Origin of the sequence: Pseudomonas sp. NPDC089396 (assembly GCF_044749545.1) — a bacterium.
Lineage (GTDB): Bacteria > Pseudomonadota > Gammaproteobacteria > Pseudomonadales > Pseudomonadaceae > Aquipseudomonas.
Genome location: NZ_JBIVIC010000004.1, coordinates 215,770 through 234,613, shown reverse-complemented (window position 1 = coordinate 234,613; position 18,844 = coordinate 215,770). Strand labels below are relative to the sequence as shown.

At 63.9% G+C, this 18,844-nt stretch carries 15 protein-coding genes; 9 read left to right on the top strand and 6 right to left on the bottom strand.

What is annotated here, in order from left to right; all coding sequences use genetic code 11:
• Positions 1–68: 68 nt before the first annotated feature.
• On the bottom strand, positions 69–953 hold the full coding sequence (locus ACIPZB_RS09270; protein WP_400639951.1) for an EamA family transporter: 885 nt from the start codon (positions 951–953) through the stop codon (positions 69–71).
• Between the two features lie 233 nt (positions 954–1,186).
• On the opposite strand from ACIPZB_RS09270, the gene ACIPZB_RS09265 reads away from it, so the two are divergent.
• The gene (locus ACIPZB_RS09265; protein WP_400639950.1) at positions 1,187–2,584 is read left to right on the top strand and encodes a purine-cytosine permease family protein; all 1,398 of its coding nucleotides are present in this window, start codon (positions 1,187–1,189) and stop codon (positions 2,582–2,584) included.
• A gap of 139 nt (positions 2,585–2,723) precedes the next feature.
• On the opposite strand, the gene ACIPZB_RS09260 is transcribed toward ACIPZB_RS09265, so the two are convergent.
• Both ACIPZB_RS09260 and ACIPZB_RS09255 read right to left on the bottom strand, forming a co-directional pair.
• On the bottom strand, positions 2,724–3,479 hold the full coding sequence (locus ACIPZB_RS09260; RefSeq protein ID WP_400639949.1) for a class II aldolase/adducin family protein: 756 nt from the start codon (positions 3,477–3,479) through the stop codon (positions 2,724–2,726).
• Between the two features lie 17 nt (positions 3,480–3,496).
• Positions 3,497–4,540, bottom strand: coding sequence for an ABC transporter substrate-binding protein (locus tag ACIPZB_RS09255; RefSeq protein WP_400639948.1), 1,044 nt, complete (start codon positions 4,538–4,540; stop codon positions 3,497–3,499).
• Positions 4,541–4,711: 171 nt separating this feature from the next.
• On the opposite strand from ACIPZB_RS09255, the gene ACIPZB_RS09250 reads away from it, so the two are divergent.
• From ACIPZB_RS09250 to ACIPZB_RS09225, 6 genes are all read left to right on the top strand, one after another.
• Complete coding sequence (locus ACIPZB_RS09250) at positions 4,712–6,664, top strand: FAD-dependent oxidoreductase (RefSeq protein ID WP_400639947.1); 1,953 nt, start codon at positions 4,712–4,714, stop codon at positions 6,662–6,664.
• A 39-nt stretch (positions 6,665–6,703) separates the two neighbouring features.
• Positions 6,704–7,306 (top strand): helix-turn-helix domain-containing protein, encoded by a 603-nt coding sequence (locus ACIPZB_RS09245; RefSeq protein ID WP_400639946.1) that lies wholly within the window; start codon positions 6,704–6,706, stop codon positions 7,304–7,306.
• Positions 7,307–7,400: 94 nt separating this feature from the next.
• Positions 7,401–8,606, top strand: coding sequence for an NAD(P)/FAD-dependent oxidoreductase (locus ACIPZB_RS09240; RefSeq protein WP_400639945.1), 1,206 nt, complete (start codon positions 7,401–7,403; stop codon positions 8,604–8,606).
• Positions 8,607–8,836: 230 nt separating this feature from the next.
• Positions 8,837–9,676 (top strand): glutathione-dependent disulfide-bond oxidoreductase, encoded by an 840-nt coding sequence (yghU, locus tag ACIPZB_RS09235; RefSeq protein ID WP_400639944.1) that lies wholly within the window; start codon positions 8,837–8,839, stop codon positions 9,674–9,676.
• 136 nt (positions 9,677–9,812) lie between these two features.
• Positions 9,813–11,516: an amidase gene (locus tag ACIPZB_RS09230; protein WP_400639943.1), complete on the top strand. Its 1,704-nt coding sequence runs from the start codon at positions 9,813–9,815 to the stop codon at positions 11,514–11,516.
• Positions 11,517–11,603: 87 nt separating this feature from the next.
• Complete coding sequence (locus ACIPZB_RS09225) at positions 11,604–12,521, top strand: pyridoxal-phosphate dependent enzyme (RefSeq protein WP_400639942.1); 918 nt, start codon at positions 11,604–11,606, stop codon at positions 12,519–12,521.
• Between the two features lie 117 nt (positions 12,522–12,638).
• Here the strand turns inward: ACIPZB_RS09225 and ACIPZB_RS09220 are convergent, their stop codons facing one another.
• Positions 12,639–13,097, bottom strand: a complete 459-nt coding sequence (locus ACIPZB_RS09220; RefSeq protein ID WP_400639941.1) for a metallophosphoesterase family protein — start codon at positions 13,095–13,097, stop codon at positions 12,639–12,641.
• 225 nt (positions 13,098–13,322) lie between these two features.
• Between ACIPZB_RS09220 and nspC the strand changes: the two genes are divergently transcribed.
• Entirely contained in the window at positions 13,323–14,420 is a 1,098-nt protein-coding gene (nspC, locus tag ACIPZB_RS09215) for a carboxynorspermidine decarboxylase (RefSeq protein WP_400639940.1), read from the top strand.
• Between the two features lie 33 nt (positions 14,421–14,453).
• A complete protein-coding gene (locus ACIPZB_RS09210) occupies positions 14,454–15,698 on the top strand; it encodes a saccharopine dehydrogenase family protein (RefSeq protein WP_016394970.1) in 1,245 nt (414 codons plus the stop codon).
• A gap of 147 nt (positions 15,699–15,845) precedes the next feature.
• Here ACIPZB_RS09210 and ACIPZB_RS09205 read toward each other — a convergent pair whose 3' ends face one another.
• Positions 15,846–16,892 carry a class I SAM-dependent methyltransferase gene (locus ACIPZB_RS09205; protein ID WP_400639939.1) on the bottom strand — a complete coding sequence of 349 codons (1,047 nt, stop codon included), beginning with the start codon at positions 16,890–16,892 and terminating at the stop codon, positions 15,846–15,848.
• A 165-nt stretch (positions 16,893–17,057) separates the two neighbouring features.
• Positions 17,058–18,647 (bottom strand): malate dehydrogenase (quinone), encoded by a 1,590-nt coding sequence (gene mqo / locus ACIPZB_RS09200; RefSeq protein WP_400639938.1) that lies wholly within the window; start codon positions 18,645–18,647, stop codon positions 17,058–17,060.
• Between the last annotated feature and the right edge of the window lie 197 nt (positions 18,648–18,844).

The following is an 18,844-nucleotide window of genomic DNA, read 5'->3' as shown; positions in this document are numbered from 1 at the left end:
CTCCGTTAGCCTGACAAAAGAAGCCAAGTCTAACAAAGCGCGGGCGACGTCGAGGCACTTGCCAAACCTTACGCGCTGACGGCCCGCAGCCGCTGCCCCAGCTTCGGCCCGAACACATTGACCAGCAACCCGAGCATCACCAGCAGCGCCCCCCACCCCTGCACTGCCGTCAGCCGCTCACCCAGCAACCAGGCCGAGGAACTCAGGCCGATCACCGGCACCAGCAGCGAGAACGGCGCGACCTTGCCGGCGGGGTGGCGCGACAGCAGCTTGCTCCACAGGCTGTACCCCAGCATGGTGGCGACGAACGCCAGGTAGGCCAGCGCCAGCACCGAATGCCAACTGATGTTGACCAAGGCATGGCCGATACGCTCCGGCCCTTCCAGCCACCACGACAGCGCCAGGAACGGCAGCGGCGGAATCAGTCCACCCCAGATCACCAACGCGACCAGGTCCACCGAACCGAAGCGACGCGTGATGATGTTGCCCATGCCCCACATGGCCCCCGCACACAGGGTCAGCAGCAGCGCCACCATCGGCACATGGCCGCTGTCTTCGCTGCCGATCAGCGCCAGGCCGCTGGCGGCCACCAGCAAGCCCATGACGCTGGCCAGGCCCAGGCGCTCGCCGAGAAACAGCGCGGCGAACCCCAGGGTGAAAAACGCCTGCGATTGCAGTATCAGGGACGCCAGGCCCGGCGGCATGCCGCTGTACATCGCCTGGAAGAGGAACGCGAACTGGCCCAGCGAAATCGTCGCGCCATAGGCGAACAGCCAGCGCCACGGCAACTTGGGCCGCTTGACCAGCAGAATCGCCGGGAAAGCGACCAACAGAAAACGCAACGCCCCCAGCAGCATCGGCGGCAGGCCATCGAGGCCGACCTTGATGACCACGAAGTTGACGCCCCAGGCAATGATCACCACCAGGGCGATCAGCAGGTCCTTGAGTGGCATTGCAGTTTTCCTCATCAGCCGTTCTAGACATATTTCGTTACAGCATACGGCCAACGCTCGGCGGCGGACCGGCACAGTTGCCCGCCAGCCTGGCATAACAGTACGGCTGTTCCGCCCTGCAAGCTTCACTTGACCCTACTTGTATAGACATGCTCATATCGCTGTCAGGCCACGCATGTGACGTGCCGCCCGTGGCCCCTCCCCGACACAACAACAACGAAGCGGAGCCCGCAATGTCCAGCAAACCCGTGCTCGAACGGCGTTCGATCGACTACATTCCCGAGGCCGAACGCCATGGCAAGGTGTACAGCCAGTTCACCCTGTGGCTGGGTGCCAACCTTCAAATCACCGCAATCGTCACCGGCGCCTTGGCCGTGGTGCTTGGCGGCGACGTGTTCTGGTCGCTGATCGGCCTGCTGCTGGGGCAACTGATCGGTGGCGGGGTCATGGCCCTGCATGCGGCCCAAGGCCCGCGCCTGGGCTTGCCGCAGATGATCTCCAGCCGCGTGCAGTTCGGGGTCTACGGCGCCGCCATCCCGATGGTGCTGGTGTGCCTGATGTACCTCGGCTTCACCGCCACCGGCACGGTCCTGTCGGGCCAGGCCATCGGCCAGCTGCTGAGTGTCAGCGACAGCACCGGCATTTTGATCTTCGCCGCGGTGATCGTCCTCGCCACCCTGGCCGGCTACCGGGTGATCCACTGGATAGGCCGGGTCGCCAGCGTGCTGGGCATCATCGCCTTCGTCTACCTGTTCAGCCGTATCCTGCTGATCGCCGACATCAGTCAGTTGCTCGACAACCGTCATTTCAGCTGGGCTTCGTTCCTGCTCGCCGTCTCCCTGGCCGCGTCCTGGCAGATCGCTTTTGGTCCTTACGTTGCCGACTACTCGCGCTACCTGCCCAGCAGCACCTCACCGCTCACGACCTTCCTCGCCGCTGGGCTGGGCTCGGTGATCGGCGCGCAAGCTTCGATGATTCTCGGCGTGTTCGCCGCAGCGATCGCCGGCGGCCAGTTCTCGGGCCGCGAAGTGGCATACATCGTCGGACTGGGCGGCGCCGGCACCACGGCGGCACTGCTGTACTTCAGCATTGCCTTCGGAAAGGTGACCATTTCCACCCTGAACTCCTACGGCAGCTTCATGTGCATCGCCACCATCATCAGTGGGTTCCGGGGCAATTTGACCATCACCCGCGCGCAGCGCCTGCTGTTCGTGCTGCTCATCGTCGGCGCCGCTACTTTGGTAGCCCTGCTCGGCCAGCACTCGTTCCTGAGCGCGTTCAAGTCGTTCATCCTGTTCCTGCTGACCTTCTTCGTGCCCTGGAGCGCGGTCAACCTAGTGGATTACTACTTCATCACCAAGGAGCGCTACGACGTGCCCGCACTGGCCGACCCCGAGGGTCGCTATGGTCGTTGGAACTGGCCGGGTATCAGCGTCTACACCGTGGGTGTACTGGTGCAGATGCCGTTCATTGACACCAAGCTGTACACTGGCCCCATGGTCGCTCACCTGGGTGGGGTGGACGTGTCGTGGCTGATTGGCCTGGTGGTGCCCAGCCTGCTCTACTACTGGGTGGCCCGCCACCGTGCTGGCGAGGCCCCGGCCGGTCTGATCGTGCCTGAGGCTCGCTGACATCCGAGTTGGGCCTTCGTGCCCAGTGCGATCCCTGTGGGAGCCGGCTTGCCGGCGATAGGGCCCCAGCCGGCTGTGCCTGTGCTGGCCTCATCGCCGGCAAGCCGGCTCCCACAGGTGCTCTACAGGTCTCGATGTTTCAGTCGCAGTAATCCGGCGCCGTCCTGTCCAGCATCCGCAACAATGCCCCCCAGGCCAACTGCACCGCGTCCGGGTCCGTCAGCTCCCCCTGCTTCAGTCCCCGCATCGGCTCGTTGAACTGCCGCTCGGTATGCGCGCACACCGCGGGCAACGGCAGCACCAACTGGCCGGCGCTCTGCGCCGCCAGCTGGATCTCGCAGGCTTTCTCCAGGTAGTACATGCGCAAGAACGCCTCGGCCACTGTGCGCCCGGTGGTCAACAGGCCGTGGTTGCGCAGGATCATCACCGGCTTGTCGCCAAGGTCCGCCACCAACCGCTGCTGCTCGTCCAGGTCCAGGGCGATGCCTTCATAGGTGTGGTAGGCAACCTTGCCGTAGAACTCCATGGACATCTGGTTGACCGGCAGCAACCCAGATTCCAGTGCCGCCACCGCACAACCGGCACGGGTATGGGTGTGCAGCACGCACTGGGCATCCTCGCGGGCGGCGTGGATGGCGCTGTGGATGACGAAACCTGCCGGGTTGACCCGGTGCGGGCTGGCCTCCACCGCCCTGCCCTGCAGGTCGATCTTGACCAGGCTCGACGCGGTGATTTCGTCGAACAGCAGGCCGTAGGGGTTGATCAGGAAGTGATGTTCCGGGCCCGGCAGACGCACCGAGATATGGGTGAAGATCAGGTCCGACATGCGAAAGTGTGCAATCAGCCGGTAACAGGCAGCCAATTGCTGGCGCAACGATTGTTCAGTGGCAGTCATGGTCGTTCGTCCTTCGTTCATTTGCTGGCCCAGGCATTGAACCGCTGCTCCAGCTCCTCGCCATGGTCGACCCAGAAATCGACGTTCATCGCCAAGGCGCCCTGCAGGTTCTGCGGCGATGTCGGCACCCAGTTGGCCAATACCGGGTCGAGCTTGGCGGCTGCCTGGGTATTGGTCGGCCCATAGGGAATCTGCTCGACATAACGCACCTGGGTATCCGGCTGGTTAGCGTAGCTGATCAGCAGCTTGGCCTGGTCGACGTGTTTCGAGCCCTTGATGATCGCCCAGTAGTCCATGCCATACAGACTGCCCGGCCAGACCAGCGCCAGTGGGCTGCCCTGCTGCGCGGCGACAGCGATGCGGCCGCTGTAGGTCGACGTCATCACCACGTCACCGGCGGTCAGCCACTGGGCCGGTTGCGCGCCGGCATCCCACCACTGGACATAGGGCTTGAGTTCGCTGAGTTTGGCAAAGGCCCGATCGACACCGGCCGGCGTGGAAAGCACCTTGTACACGTCCTCCACCTTGACGCCGTCGGCCAGCAGGGCGAACTCCAGGTTGTACACCGCGCGCTTGCGCAGGCCGCGTTTGCCTGGGTATTTCTTGATATCCCAGAAGTCCGCCCATGAACTGGGCGCCGCGGCCAGCTTGTTGCGGTCGTAAGCGATCGCCACGCTCCACACCAGCGCCGCCGAGCCGCACGCCTGGGCTGCGTCGGGAATCAGTTCGGCGGCGTGTCCCAGTCGTTGCCAGTCGAGGTGCTCGTAGATGCCCTCCTCACAGCCGCGGGCCAGGTCCGGCCCCTCGATCTGCACCACATCCCAATCGACGTTACCGGTATCGGCCATCACCTGGATGCGCGCCATTTCGCCGTTGTATTCGCTTTGCATCAACTTGCTGCCGTCCTGGGCGCTGAAAGGCTGAAAGATCGCCACATCCTGGGCTTTCTGACCCGCGCCGCCATAGCCAACCACGACCATCTGCGGCGCCGCTTGCGCACTGCCAAGACCGATGGCCAGCAGCGCTGCGCAAAGGCCTGTAACGCGAGGAAATGCCTGCATCGAGTTGCCTCCTGCCGGTGCCCGAAGGGCCCGTTTTCTTGTTGTTGTGAGGTCACGACCCACTGCCGTGGGTGAGAAAAAGCTAGTCGGGCGCCAGTAAAAAAACAAGTTGATTTTTTACTGAAGCTACACTTTCATAAGAAAAACAAGAAAAACACCGGAGCCGCCCGCATGTCGACCGCCTTTGCCCACCTGTTCGAGCCCTTGCAGATTCGCGGCAAGCTTCTGAAGAACCGCATCATGTCGACCGGCCACGATACGTGCCTGCCCACCGACAACCTGGTCAACGACAAGCTGATCGCCTACCAGAGCGCCCGCGCTGCCGGAGGTGTGGGGCTGATCGTGCTACAGGTGGCCGGGGTGCATGACAGCGCCCGCTACACCTCCCATGTGCTGATGGCTACCGACGATGCCTGCATCGAGGGCTACCGGCAGTTGGCCGAAGCCTGCCATGCCCATGGCACGGTGGTGCTGTCGCAGCTGTTCCACCCAGGCAGGGAGATCATGGAATCCGCCGACGGGCTGCTGGCCGTCGCCTATTCGGCATCAGCGGTGCCCAACGAGCGATTTCGCGTGATGCCGCGAGCCCTGGACCAGGCGATGATCGACGAGATCGTCCAGGGGTATGCCAACGCCGCCCGCCGCCTGCACCAGGCCGGACTGGATGGCGTGGAAGTGGTGGCCAGCCATGGCTACCTGCCGGCGCAATTCCTCAACCCGCGGGTCAACCTGCGCAGCGATGGTTACAACGGCGGCCTGGAACAGCGCCTGCGCTTCTTGCGCGAGGTACTGCACGCGGTGCGCGCGGCCACCGACGAACAATTCATCGTCGGCCTGCGCATCAGTGCCGACGAACGCGACAGCGAAGGGCTCAGCGAAGATGAATCGCTGGCTGCCGCCGAAGCGCTACAGGGCCAACTCGATTACCTGCATATCGTCGCCGGCACCTCGGCGACGCTCGGCGGCGCCGTGCACATCGTGCCGCCGATGGCCATCGCCCCGGCGTACCTGGCCCGCGAGGCCGGCACCTTCAAGCAGCGCCTGGATATTCCGCTGTTCGTCACCGGGCGCATCAATCAGCCGCAGGAAGCGGAGCTGATCCTGGCCCGGGGCCAGGCCGACGTCTGCGGCATGACCCGTGCGCTTATCTGCGACCCGCAGATGCCGAGCAAGACAGAACAGGGTCAGGTGGAGGACGTGCGCGCCTGCATCGCCTGCAACCAGGCTTGCATCGGCCACTTTCACCGAGGCTTGCCGATCTCCTGCATTCAACACCCGGAAACCGGCCGCGAACTGCAGTACGGTACGCTCAAGCCCGCCACCGCACGCAAGCGCATCCTGGTGGCAGGCGGCGGCCCTGCAGGCATGAAAGCCGCCGCCGTGGCCGCCGCGCGCGGGCACGAGGTGACGCTGTACGAGGCCAGCGCGCAGCTCGGCGGCCAGGTACAGCTCGCGCAACTGCTGCCCCGGCGCAGCGAGTTCGGCGGAGCCAGCACCAACCTGCAGCGCGAAATGCAGCTGGCAGGTGTACGTGTGGTACGTAGTACGCGAGTCGACCGCGCCCTGGTCGAGCGCGAGCGTCCCGACCTGGTGATCGCCGCCACCGGCGCCACACCCTACTGGCCATCGTTCGAACGTAGCGGTGAGCTGCAGGTGGTGGATGCCTGGCAAGTGCTGCGCAATGAAGTCACGCCCGGCCGCTCGGTGCTGGTGGTGGACTGGCGCAGCGACTGGATCGGCCCTGGTATCGCCGAACGCCTGGTCCGCGAAGGGCATCAGGTGCAGTTGGCGGTCAATGGCACCCACTGTGGTGAAAGCCTGCCGCTGTACGTGCGCGACCAGATGGCCGGGGAACTGCACCGCCTGAGCATCCCGATCACCCCCTATGCCCGCCTGTACGGCTGCGACGACAACACCGTGTACCTGCAGCACACTGCCAGCGGTGAACCGATGATCTTCGACAACATCGATACCCTGGTGCTGTGCCTGGGCCACCAGCCGCAAGACACGCTGGCCGAGGAGCTGGCCGACCTGGTCGAGGTACGGCGCATCGGCGACTGTCTGGCGCCGCGTACCGTCGAAGAAGCGATCCATGATGGCCTGACTGTTGCCTGGTCCGTCTGACGCTGTACATACTGCCGCTTTCCCGATGGACCGAAGCGCATGAGCCAGCTGCCACAGACCCCGCCCGCCGCCGAAGACGGCGGCGCCGCCCCCCAGTTTCTCGGCACCCGTATCCGCGGCCTGCGCAAGCGCCGCGGCATGACCCTGGCGGAGCTGGCGGCGCAGAGCGAGCTGACGGCGGGCTACATCAGCCAGCTCGAACGCAACCTGTCGTACCCGTCGATCCCGGCGCTGTTCAACATTGCCCGCAGCCTGGGCGTGACCATCCAGTGGTTCTTCGCCAGCGAAGCCAGCACCGCCCCCGAAGACCAGGGCTACGTGGTGCGGCGCAACAGCCGGTTGAGCGTGCATTACGAAGACGGCATCGTCGACCAGTTGCTCACGCCCCAGCCCAACCGCCAGCTGGAGATCCTGCATTCACGCTTCCCACCTGGCACCTACAGCCAACAGAGCTACAGCCACGAAGGCGAAGAGGCCGGTTACATTCTCTCGGGCAGTTTCGAATTGTGGGTGGGCGAACGGCACTTCCAGCTGGGCGAAGGTGACAGCTTCAGTTTTCCCAGCCAGGAACCGCACCGCTACGGCAATCCGGGCGAGGTGGATGCCGTGGTGATCTGGGTGATTACTCCCCCGACGTTCTGAGTTGTAGCGCCAGGGTGCGCGTTTCGTCGCCCGCTACATCGTTGGCCGTGAACAAGGGCTACCTTGTTTAACCGGACTCTCCAGGAGCACAACGATGAACAATATCCTGATCATTGGCGCCGGTTTCGCAGGCCTGTGGAGCGCCCTCAGCGCGGTCCGCCAACTGGACCTGCACGGGCGCACGGATATCGCGGTGACGCTACTCGCGCCAAAGGCTGAACTGCACGTGCGCCCACGCTTCTACGAACCTGAAGTGCACACCATGGCCGCCCCGTTGCATGAGCTGTTCGAGGCGGTGAACGTGCGATTCGTGCAAGGCACGGCGTTCCACATCGACGAATCCGCCAGGCAGGTGCGCTACCGCACCCAGAGCGGCACCGAGTGCAGCCTGGGCTACGACCGCCTGATCATGGCCTGTGGCAGCGTGCTCAACCGGCCGGACATGGTCGGAATCGAGCACCTCTTCGATGTCGACAAGATCGACAGCGCCGCACGCCTTGAAGCCCACCTCAAGTCACTGGCCAACCTCCCCGACACGCCCGAGCGCAACACCGTGGTAGTGGCGGGCGGCGGCTTCACCGGCATCGAGACCGCAACCGAACTGCCGGCGCGTTTGCGCGACATCCTCGGCGAGCAGGCACGGCTACGTGTGGTGGTGGTCGACCGCGGCGTGAAAATCGGTGCTGCGCTGGGTGACGGCATTCGACCGGCTATCGAGCAGGCATCCGAGGCACTGGGCATCGAATGGATCTGCGGCGCCACCGTGACCTCGGTGGACCGCGACGGTGTACTGCTGGACAACGGCCAGCGCATCGCGGCGAGCACAGTGGTCTGGACCGTGGGCTTCAAGGCCAACCCGCTGACCGAACAGATCAGCGGCGAACGCGACCGCCAGGGCCGCTTGCATGTGGATGGCAACCTCAAGGTCAAAGGCAACGATGCGGTGTATGCGGCGGGTGATGTGGCCTACGCGGCGTGCGATGAGGTGGGCAACCACGCGGTGATGTCCTGCCAGCATGCCATTCCGCTGGGCCGATATGCAGGGAACAATGCCGTGGCCGAGCTGATCGGCGTGGCGCCGATGACTTATAGCCAGCCCAAGTACGTGACTTGCCTCGATCTGGGGGCCTGGGGTGCGGTGTACACCGAGGGCTGGGACCGCAAGGTGTCGCCACCGACCGACAAGGCCGAGGCCAAGGTGCTGAAGTCGCAGATCAATACGGTCTGGATCTATCCGCCAGCGGCCAACGACCGCGCGGCGGCGCTGGCCGCAGCGGATCCGACCATTCCGGTGGCCTGAGTTGTGTTCCCACAGGCACTGTGATTCCCCTGAGGGAGTGATTCACCTGTGGGAGCCGGCTTGCCGGCGATGAGGCCCGAGCAGGCAGTTCAACTTTGCCTGCCCCGGCCCTATCGCCGGCAAGCCGGCTCCCACAGGGATCGCGTGAGTGCCCATAATGCATTTGCGAATTGCGCCGAACCCGTGGCATAGATGCAGTGACAGCTTCACGCCATTCAAGGAGTTCGTGCATGAGCAAGCCCCCCTATGTCCCGCCTGCGGTCTGGCGCCACGACGCAGCGTCCGGCGGCCAGTTCGCCAACATCAACCGCCCTGTTGCCGGCCCAACCCATGACAAGGACCTGCCGGTAGGCAAGCACCCCTTGCAGCTGTACTCCCTGGCCACGCCCAATGGGGTCAAGGTGACCATTCTGCTCGAAGAGCTGCTCGCCCTTGGCCACGGCGGTGCCGAGTACGATGCCTGGCTGATCCGCATCGGTGAGGGCGACCAGTTCTCCAGCGGCTTCGTCCAGGTCAACCCCAACTCCAAGATCCCCGCCCTGCTCGACCGCAGCGTCGAGCCGCCGGTACGGGTGTTCGAGTCGGGCTCGATCCTGCTGTACCTGGCCGAGAAATTCGGCGCATTCCTGCCCAAGGCACCCGCCGCACGGACCGAGTGCCTGAACTGGCTGTTCTGGCAGATGGGAGCGGCGCCTTACCTGGGTGGCGGCTTCGGCCACTTCTATGTGTATGCGCCGGAGAAATTCGAGTACGCCATCAACCGCTTCACCATGGAAGCCAAGCGCCAGCTCGATGTACTCGAGCGCCGCCTGGCCGAAAGCCGCTACCTCGGTGGCGACGAATACAGCATTGCCGATATCGCAGTGTGGTCGTGGTACGGCCAGCTGGTGCGCGGCAACCTGTATGACGCGGCGCAGTTCCTGGCCGTGCACGAGTACCCGCAGGTGCAGCGTTGGGCCGAGGAAATTGCCCAGCGACCAGCGGTGCAACGGGGCACACGGGTCAACCGCACCTGGGGCGATGAAGCCAGCCAGGTGCCTGAGCGGCATGCCGCTACCGACCTGGATTGACCACGCCGGGGCCGCTGGGCGGCCCCGACAATGCCCCCTTGCAAAAAACCATTTCTGCCGCGCAAACCTCCCTCCCCAACTGCCTTCTTGTACACTCCTCGCAAAAGCCCCCACCTGCACAATTTTTGGTGAAAGCATGATCGAGGTAACCGAGGTTTCCATTGCCGAGCTGCGCGACGCGCTCGAATCGGGCCGCACGACGGCGGTCGAGCTGGTCAAGGCCTACCTGGCGCGTATTGACGCCTACGATGGAGCCAATACCGCTACCGCACTGAACGCCGTGGTGGTGCGCAACCCAGAAGCACTCAAGGAGGCCGAGGCTTCCGACGCCCGCCGCGCCAAGGGCCAGACCTTGAGCCCGCTCGATGGCATCCCCTACACCGCCAAGGACAGCTATCTGGTCAAAGGCCTGACCGCCGCCTCCGGCAGCCCGGCCTTCAAGGACCTGGTGGCGCAGCGCGACGCCTTCACCATCGAGCGCCTGCGCGCCGCCGGTGCAGTGTGCCTGGGCAAGACCAACATGCCGCCCATGGCCAACGGCGGCATGCAGCGTGGCGTCTATGGCCGCGCCGAAAGCCCGTATAACGCCAACTACCTGACCGCGCCGTTCGCCTCTGGCTCGTCCAACGGTGCCGGTACCGCCACCGCCGCCAGCTTCAGCGCCTTCGGCCTGGCCGAAGAAACCTGGTCCAGCGGCCGGGGCCCTGCCTCGAACAACGGCCTGTGCGCCTACACCCCATCGCGCGGCGTGATCTCGGTACGCGGCAACTGGCCGCTGACCCCGACCATGGACGTGGTGGTGCCTTATGCCCGGACCATGGCCGACCTGCTGGAAATCCTCGACGTGGTGGTGGCCGACGACGCCGACAAGCGTGGCGACCTGTGGCGCCTGCAGCCTTGGGTACCGATCCCGGCCGCATCCAGCGTGCGCCCAGCGTCCTACCTGGACCTGGCGGTGGACGCCAGCTCGCTCAAGGGCAAGCGTTTCGGCGTACCGCGCATGTACATCAATGCCGACCCTGAGGCCGGCACCTCGGAAAAACCCGGCATCGGTGGCCCGACCGGTCAGCGCATCAACACCCGCGCCACCGTCATCGACCTGTGGCAACAGGCGCGTCAGGCCCTGGAAGCGGCCGGCGCCGAGGTAGTCGAAGTGGACTTCCCGCTGGTGTCCAATTGCGAAGGCGACCGTCCTGGCGCACCGACCGTGTACAACCGCGGCATCGTCAGCAAGGAATTCCTCCATGACGAACTGTGGGAACTGTCGGGCTGGGCGTTCGACGATTTCCTGCGTGCCAACAACGACCCCAAGCTCAACCGCCTGGCCGATGTCGATGGCCCGCTGATCTTCCCCCACGACCCGGGCACCCTGCCCAACCGTGAGGACGACCTGGCCGCCGGTATGGACGAGTACGTCAACATGGCCAAGCGCGGCCTGAAGACCTGGGACCAGATCGAGACCCTGCCTGACGGCCTGCGCGGTCTGGAAAAGACCCGCAAGATCGACCTGGAAGACTGGATGGACGACCTGGGCCTGGACGCGGTGCTGTTCCCGACCGTGGCCGACGTAGGCCCGGCCGATGCCGACGTCAACCCCGCGTCGGCGGACATCGCCTGGAGCAACGGCATCTGGGTAGCCAACGGCAACCTCGCCATTCGCCACCTGGGTGTGCCGACCGTCACCGTGCCAATGGGCGTGATGGCCGATATCGGCATGCCGGTTGGCCTGACCTTTGCGGGCCGGTCCTACAGCGACAACAACCTGTTGAGCTTCGCTGCCGCGTTCGAATCGACCGGCTCTCGCCGCATGATCCCGCCGCGTACGCCCGCTCTGGGCTGATCGCCCTATCCCCAACGCCGGCTTGCCGGCGCTGGGGACAGCTGGTATGACATCCTTCTTTTTGTATTTAGGAATCAGAAGGCTGCCATGTCCCTGCATATCCAGACGCCCCTCATCGAATCCCGCCCCCTGACGCTGGCCGCTGGCCGTTCGGTCTGGCTCAAGCTCGATGCCCTTCAGCCCTGTGGCTCGTTCAAGCTGCGTGGCGTGGGCCATGCCTGCGAAGTCCACCATGCCCGTGGCGCGCGACATTTCGTTTCCTCGTCCGGTGGCAATGCCGGCCTGGCAGTGGCCTATGCCGGTCGCAAGCTCGGCGTGCCGGTGACGGTGGTGGTGCCTGAAACCACCAGCGACCGCGCCAAGGAGCTGCTGCGCCTGGAAGACGCCAAGGTGGTGGTGCATGGCAGCTCCTGGCAGGAGGCCAATGAGCTGGCACAGACCCTGGTCGGGGCCGATGATGCCTTCATCCACCCCTTCGACGACCCGCTGCTGTGGACCGGGCATGCCAGCCTGGTTGACGAGGTCGCTGCCGCCGGGATCAAACCCGACGCCGTGGTGCTGTCGGTCGGCGGCGGCGGCCTGCTCAGTGGCGTAGTCGAAGGGCTCAAGCGCAACGGCTGGGATGACGTGCCGGTGTTGGCGGTGGAAACCGAAGGTGCGGCTTCGCTTCACGCTGCGGTGCAGGCCGGTCACTCGGTGGAGCTGGAGCGTATCGCGTCGGTGGCGACCTCGCTGGGCGCCAAGCGTGTTGCCGACCAGGCCCTGGTGTGCGTGCGCGAACATCCGGTGCAGAGCGTTCTGGTCACCGATCGCGCGGCACTGGAGGCGTGCGAGCAGTTCCTGAGCGATCATCGGGTACTGGTCGAGCCTGCCTGCGGGGCGGCGTTGGCGCTGGCTTACGCGTCTGGGAAGTTGGCCGGTTACCAGAATGTGCTGGTCGTGGTGTGTGGCGGCGCTACGGCAACGCTTGGGCAGATTCAGGATTGGTTGAAGCAGGTCGACTGACGCTACCTTTACTGGCCTCATCGCCGGCAAGCCGGCTCCCACAGGGCACCCCAGAGCATCTGCGACCTGTGGGGTAACTGTGTGGGAGCCGGCTTGCCGGCGATGAGGCCAGTAGTCTCACTCGATTAATGGAATGATCCGCGGCACCAGTTTCTCCCCTTCGACCTCAATCACCGCCACCGTCACTGGCAACTTGAACCGCCGCGGCCCGGCACTCCCGGGATTCAGGAACAACCGCCCTTCCCGCCAGTCGATCAGCGGCTTGTGCGAATGCCCGGTGATCACGACCCGCACCCCCTCATCCAACGCGTCCGGCACATCGGCAATGTCGTGGACCAGCAGCACCTGCCAGCCCCCCATCTCGAAGCGCAACTGATCGGCTATCTGCGCCGCCCAAGGCAATTTCAGGTCGTTGTTGCCACGCACGACCTGAAGCGGCGCCAAGGCCCCAAGCGCCTCGATGACTTCGGGTTTGCCGATATCGCCGGCGTGCACGATCTGTTCACACCCCTTCAGCGCATCGATCGCCTCGGGGCGCAGCAAACCGTGGGTGTCGGATATGACGCCAACTTTCATGCTCAGCTCCTGTTCGATAACGGCTACTCATCCGATTCTTCTTCATCTGCATAGCCGGTGATTAGGATGTTCACACAGGCCTGTTCAAATAAGCCCGTCGCCATCGGAAAAACCCGCCCCAACAGCAACGACCGCGACGAAATGCTGATCTCACTCTTTCGATATGCAGCAAGTGAAGGCACAATGCGTGTCCTTTTTTTGGCCGGCCTGGCCGGGGGCCTTTAAATGATCAAGACGCCGTACTACCTCATCGATAAAACCAAGCTGCTGGGCAACATGGAGAAGATCGCCTACGTGCGCGAACACTCCGGTGCCAAGGCACTGCTCGCCCTCAAGTGCTTCGCCACCTGGTCGGTTTTCGACCTGATGCAGCAGTACATGGACGGCACCACCTCTTCCTCGCTTTACGAGCTCAAGCTCGGCCGCCAGAAGTTCGCCGGCGAAACCCACGCCTACAGCGTGGCCTGGGCCGACGACGAGGTCGAGGAAATGCTCGAGAACTGCGACAAGATCATCTTCAACTCGATCGGCCAGCTGCAGCGCTTCGCCGAACAGTCCGAAGGCAAGGTCCGTGGCCTGCGCGTCAACCCGCAGGTGAGCAGCTCCGATTACCTGCTGGCCGACCCGGCCCGGCCGTTCAGCCGCCTGGGCGAGTGGGACCCGGAAAAGATCGAGAAGGTCATCCAGCAGATCTCCGGCTTCATGTTCCACAACAACTGTGAGAACGGTGACTTCAGCCTGTTCGACAAGATGCTCACGCACATCGAAGAGCGCTTTGGCCACCTGCTGCACAAGGTCGAGTGGGTCAGCCTCGGTGGCGGCATCCACTTCACCGGCGAAGACTACGCAGTCGACGCGTTCTGCGCGCGCCTGAAAGCCTTCTCGGAAAAATACGGCGTGCAGGTCTACCTGGAGCCGGGCGAAGCCGCCATCACCAACAGCGCCTCGCTGGAAGTGACCGTGCTCGACACCCTGTACAACGGCAAGCACCTGGCCGTGGTCGACAGCTCGATCGAAGCGCACCTGCTCGACCTGCTGATCTACCGCCTCAATGCCAAGATGGCACCCAACGATGGCGAGCACACCTACATGGTCTGCGGCAAGTCGTGCCTGGCCGGTGACATCTTCGGCGAGTACCAATTCGATCGTCCGCTGGCCATCGGCGACCGCCTGTCGTTCGTCGACACCGCGGGTTACACCATGGTCAAGAAAAACTGGTTCAACGGTTTGAAGATGCCGTCCATCGCGGTCAAGCAACTCGACGGCAGCGTCGAAGTGGTGCGCGAGTTCGGTTTCGAAGACTACGTTTCCAGCCTGTCGTAAAGACCGGCACTCAAGTAAGGAGCAAAAGGTAAATTGAAGAAGAACGTTCTTATCATTGGTGCAGGAGGTGTCGCCAAGGTGGTGGCCCACAAGTGCGCGCAGCATAACGACGAACTGGGTCGTATCGCTATCGCGTCACGGAACATCTCCAAATGCCAGGCCATCATCGACAGCGTCAAGGCCAAGGGTAGCCTCAAGGTTCCCGCCGACATCCAGGCCTTCTCGCTCAACGCCCTCGATGTCGAGGCGACCAAGGCACTGATCCGCGAGACCGAATCGCAGATCGTGATCAACGTCGGTTCCGCGTTCCTCAACATGTCGGTGCTGCGTGCCTGCATCGATACCGGTGTCGCCTACCTGGACACCGCCATCCACGAAGAGCCGGGCAAGATCTGCGAGACCCCGCCGTGGTACGGCAACTACGAGTGGAAACACCTCGAAGAGTGCCAACAAAAGAACATTACCGCCATTCTCGGCGTCGGTTTCGACCCGGGTGTGGTGAACAGCTACGCAAAACTTGCGCAGCAACAGTACTTCGACAGCATTGATTCGATCGACATTCTCGACGTCAATGCCGGTTCCCATGGCAAGTACTTCGCCACCAACTTCGACCCGGAGATCAACTTCCGCGAGTTCACCGGGCAAGTATGGAGCTGGCAGAACAGCCAGTGGACCAGCAACACCATGTTCGAAGTCAAGCGTACCGACGACCTGCCGGTGGTTGGCTCGCAGAACCTGTACCTGACCGGTCACGACGAGGTCCACTCGATCTCGAAGAACCTGAACGTGCCGAACGTGCGCTTCTGGATGAGCTTCGGCGAGCACTACATCAACGTGTTCACCGTGCTGAAGAACCTTGGCCTGCTCTCCGAGCAGCCGGTCAAGACCGCCGAAGGCCTGGAAGTGGTACCGCTGAAAGTGGTCAAGGCCGTGCTGCCCGACCCAGCCTCCCTGGCCCCGGGCTACACCGGCAAGACCTGCATCGGTGACCTGGTCAAGGGCACCAAGGACGGCCAGCCGCGCGAAGTGTTCATCTACAACGTGGCTGACCACGAGGAAGCCTACGCCGAGACCGACAGCCAGGGTATCTCCTACACCGCCGGTGTCCCGCCAGTGGCTGCGGCCCTGCTGGTCGCCCGTGGCGAGTGGGATGCCAAGCGCATGGTCAACGTCGAGGAGCTGCCAGCCGAGCCGTTCCTCAAGGCGTTGGACGTCATGGGCCTGCCAACCCGCGTGAAAGATGAGAAAGGCGATCGTCCTTGGGACGCTGAAGCCTAAGCAAGACTGAAAGGGGCGCCAACCAGGCGCCCCTTTTTTGTCTGCCCCGGCCTCATCGCCGGCAAGCCGGCTCCCACAGGTACCCCACTGTACTCAGGTTCGGTGCCGTACCTGTGGGAGCCGGCTTGCCGGCGATGGGGCCGCTAGCTACTTCCTGGCCTCCAGAATCAGGTTGAACGGCGTCTGCGTCGCCCGCCGGAACCTTGTGAACCCTGCCTCCTCGAACACCGCCCGCAACCGCGCTTCCCCCGCCTGCGCCCCCAACCCCAGCCCCACTTCCTGGGACAGCGAATTCGGCGTGCAAATGAACGTCGACGCCGCGTAGAACAGGCGCCCCACCGGCGTCAGGTTGCCATCGAGCGAATCCTCGGCATAGGGCTCCACCAGCATCACCGTTCCGTCGGCCTTCAGCGCCCGGTAGGCATGCCGCGCCGCGCCGACCGGGTCGCCCATGTCATGCAGGCAATCGAAGAAGCACACCAGGTCATGATCGTGGCCCGGGTAATCCTTGGCCGAGGCCTGCTGGAAGTTCACGCGCCCTTCCAGCCCCGCCTCGCGCGCACGCTCGCTGGCGGTGGTGATGGAAGGTGCATGGTAGTCATAGCCGGTGAACGTCGATGCCGGAAACGCCTGGGCCATGACCAGGGTCGAGGCGCCATGCCCGCACCCGACATCGGCCACTTTGGCCCCAGCCTGCAACTTGCCCACTACACCGTCGAGCGCGGGCAGCCACTCAGCCACCAGGAAGGTCCGATAGCCCGGCCGGAAGAACCGTTCGGTACCGCTGAACATGCACGGGTGATGGTCACCCCAGGCCAGCCCGCCGTCACCACGCATGGCCGCCACGAGCTTGTCCTTGTCGTGGAACAGCGCCGCCACCACCGCCGCGCCTCCGGCCATGTAGGCCGGCGAGTCCTCCAGCGCAAGCGCCATGGCCTGCTCCTCGGGCAGCACGAATTGCCCTTTGTCATGGGTCATGTAACCGGACGCCGCCTGGGCATTGAGCCACTCGCGCACCAGCCGTGGGTGGCAACCGGTCTTGGCCGCCAGCGCTTCGGGCGTGGTCGGCTGACTGTCGGCCATGGCCCGATAGAGCCCCAGTTCGTCACCGAGAATGACATTGGCCAGCGTCGCCGCCGCGCCCATGTCGCCCACCAGCTTGCCCATGAAGTCCTGAAGCCTTGCCTCGTCCATGACCTGCCCTCCTCTGCAAGAAGGCCACCGTCGACGAGGGAAGTCCGGCCCGGGGGCGGTGGTCATTGGAATGGATGGTTATGCCTCGCCGTAAGTTTAGCCCTTGGGCTTCAACCCAAGGGCTACACATCGGCAGACGATGGCTGGATCAGCCGGCGCCTCCGGCTAGGGGACGGTCGCTTGCGTTTCAACGGTGGACGGCGGGCTCAGTTGCAATACCTCATTGGTATAGGCCCACTCTTTCTGCACCTGGTCGGGATGATCGTTCAGGCGGATGCCATAGGAGGGAATGATCTGCTTGATCTTCGCCTGCCAGTCCGCTGAGGCCATCTTGTCCTTGAACACCTTGCCCATCAGGTCGAGCATGATCGGCGGCGCGGTGGAGGCGCCTGGCGACGCGCCGAGCAGGCCGGCGATGCTGCCATCCTTCGAAGTGACCACTTCGGTACCGAGCTTGAGCACACCGCCCATGTTCGGGTCTTTCTTGATGATCTGCACGCGCTGCCCCGCCTGCCACAAGCGCCAGTCCTGCTGCTTGGCTTCCGGGAAATAGGTGCGCAGCGCCTCGAAGCGGTCATCGTCGGACTGCAGCACCTGGCCCACCAGGTACTGCACCAGGTCGAACTCGCGCACGCCCACCCGCACCATGGGCCAGGTGTTGTGCACATTCACGCTGGCGAGCAGGTCGAGCAGCGAGCCCTGCTTGAGGAACTTGGTCGAGAACGTGGCAAACGGCCCGAACAGGATCATCCGCTTGCCATCGAGGACCCGGGTGTCCAGGTGCGGCACCGACATCGGCGGTGCGCCGGTGGCGGCAATGCCGTAGGCCTTGGCCATGTGCCGCTGGGCGATGGCCGGGTTGTCGGTCACCAGGAACGAGCCACCTACGGGGAAGCCGGCGTAGTCCTTGGCTTCATCGATGCCGGACTTCTGCAGCAGCGGCAACGCCGCGCCGCCGGCACCGATGAACAGGAACCTGGCATCGGTGGCTGCCTTGTTGCCGTCCTTGAGGTTCTTGTACTCGACATGCCAGGAGCCATCCTCATTGCGGGTAATCTCTTCGACTTCGCTGGACAGCTTCAGGTCGAAATTCGGCCGCGTTTGCAGGTAGGCAACATATTGCCGGGTGATCTCGCCAAAATTGACGTCGGTGCCGATGGGCGTCCAGGTCACCGCCAGTTTCTGCTGAGGGTCGCGCCCCTCCATCATCAGCGGTACCCACTTGCGAATCTGCTCATGGTCTTCGGAGTACTGCATGGGCTTGAACAGCGGGCTGGCCTGCAGCGCTTCGTAGCGTTTCTTGAGGAAGCGGATATTGTCGTCACCCCAGACGAAACTCATGTGCGGGGTGGTGTTGATAAACGAGTGCGGGTTCTTCAGCACGCCTTGCTTGACTTGCCAGGCGAGAAACTGCCGGGTGATCTGGAACGACTCATTGATCTCCACCGCCTTGGTGATATCGACCTTGCCGTCTTTTTCCGGTGTGTAGTTGAGTTCCGCCAGGGCGGAATGGCCGGTGCCGGCGTTGTTCCAGCCGTTGGAGCTTTCTTCGGCCACCTTGTCCAGCCGCTCGACCATCTGCATCGACCAGCCCGGCTCGAGCTCGTTGAGCCAGACCGCCAAGGTCGAGCTCATGATCCCGCCGCCCACCAGCATCACATCGACCTTTCGGCTGTCGGCGGCCTGGGCGTTGAGCATGCCCCAGGCCAACGTCATGCCGGCCAGCAACAGCTTCGATTTGAGCGTGATGTTCATGATTACTCCCGCGCGCTAGCTGTCGGTAAAGTGCAGAACAAGCTTAGCTGACGGATTTTGTCGGGTATAACCGGCTTCCACTCGGCACTGGCTGCATCCGGCGCCGTGCATATTTTTCACATTCACTTCACTTCAGCGCCACAACCACAAGGTTATGGTGCCGGCCAGTTTCGGGTGATAGGCCATGCCGCCCACCC

Coding starts and splice junctions, on each gene's coding strand:
- nspC (WP_400639940.1), top strand. CDS start 13,323: ATGATCAAGACGCCGTACTACCTCATCGATAAAACCAAGCTGCTGGGC.
- ACIPZB_RS09205 (WP_400639939.1), bottom strand. CDS start 16,892: ATGGACGAGGCAAGGCTTCAGGACTTCATGGGCAAGCTGGTGGGCGAC.
- ACIPZB_RS09225 (WP_400639942.1), top strand. CDS start 11,604: ATGTCCCTGCATATCCAGACGCCCCTCATCGAATCCCGCCCCCTGACG.
- ACIPZB_RS09260 (WP_400639949.1), bottom strand. CDS start 3,479: ATGACTGCCACTGAACAATCGTTGCGCCAGCAATTGGCTGCCTGTTAC.
- ACIPZB_RS09270 (WP_400639951.1), bottom strand. CDS start 953: ATGCCACTCAAGGACCTGCTGATCGCCCTGGTGGTGATCATTGCCTGG.
- ACIPZB_RS09250 (WP_400639947.1), top strand. CDS start 4,712: ATGTCGACCGCCTTTGCCCACCTGTTCGAGCCCTTGCAGATTCGCGGC.
- ACIPZB_RS09220 (WP_400639941.1), bottom strand. CDS start 13,097: ATGAAAGTTGGCGTCATATCCGACACCCACGGTTTGCTGCGCCCCGAG.
- ACIPZB_RS09255 (WP_400639948.1), bottom strand. CDS start 4,540: ATGCAGGCATTTCCTCGCGTTACAGGCCTTTGCGCAGCGCTGCTGGCC.
- ACIPZB_RS09230 (WP_400639943.1), top strand. CDS start 9,813: ATGATCGAGGTAACCGAGGTTTCCATTGCCGAGCTGCGCGACGCGCTC.
- mqo (WP_400639938.1), bottom strand. CDS start 18,647: ATGAACATCACGCTCAAATCGAAGCTGTTGCTGGCCGGCATGACGTTG.
- yghU (WP_400639944.1), top strand. CDS start 8,837: ATGAGCAAGCCCCCCTATGTCCCGCCTGCGGTCTGGCGCCACGACGCA.
- ACIPZB_RS09245 (WP_400639946.1), top strand. CDS start 6,704: ATGAGCCAGCTGCCACAGACCCCGCCCGCCGCCGAAGACGGCGGCGCC.
- ACIPZB_RS09240 (WP_400639945.1), top strand. CDS start 7,401: ATGAACAATATCCTGATCATTGGCGCCGGTTTCGCAGGCCTGTGGAGC.
- ACIPZB_RS09265 (WP_400639950.1), top strand. CDS start 1,187: ATGTCCAGCAAACCCGTGCTCGAACGGCGTTCGATCGACTACATTCCC.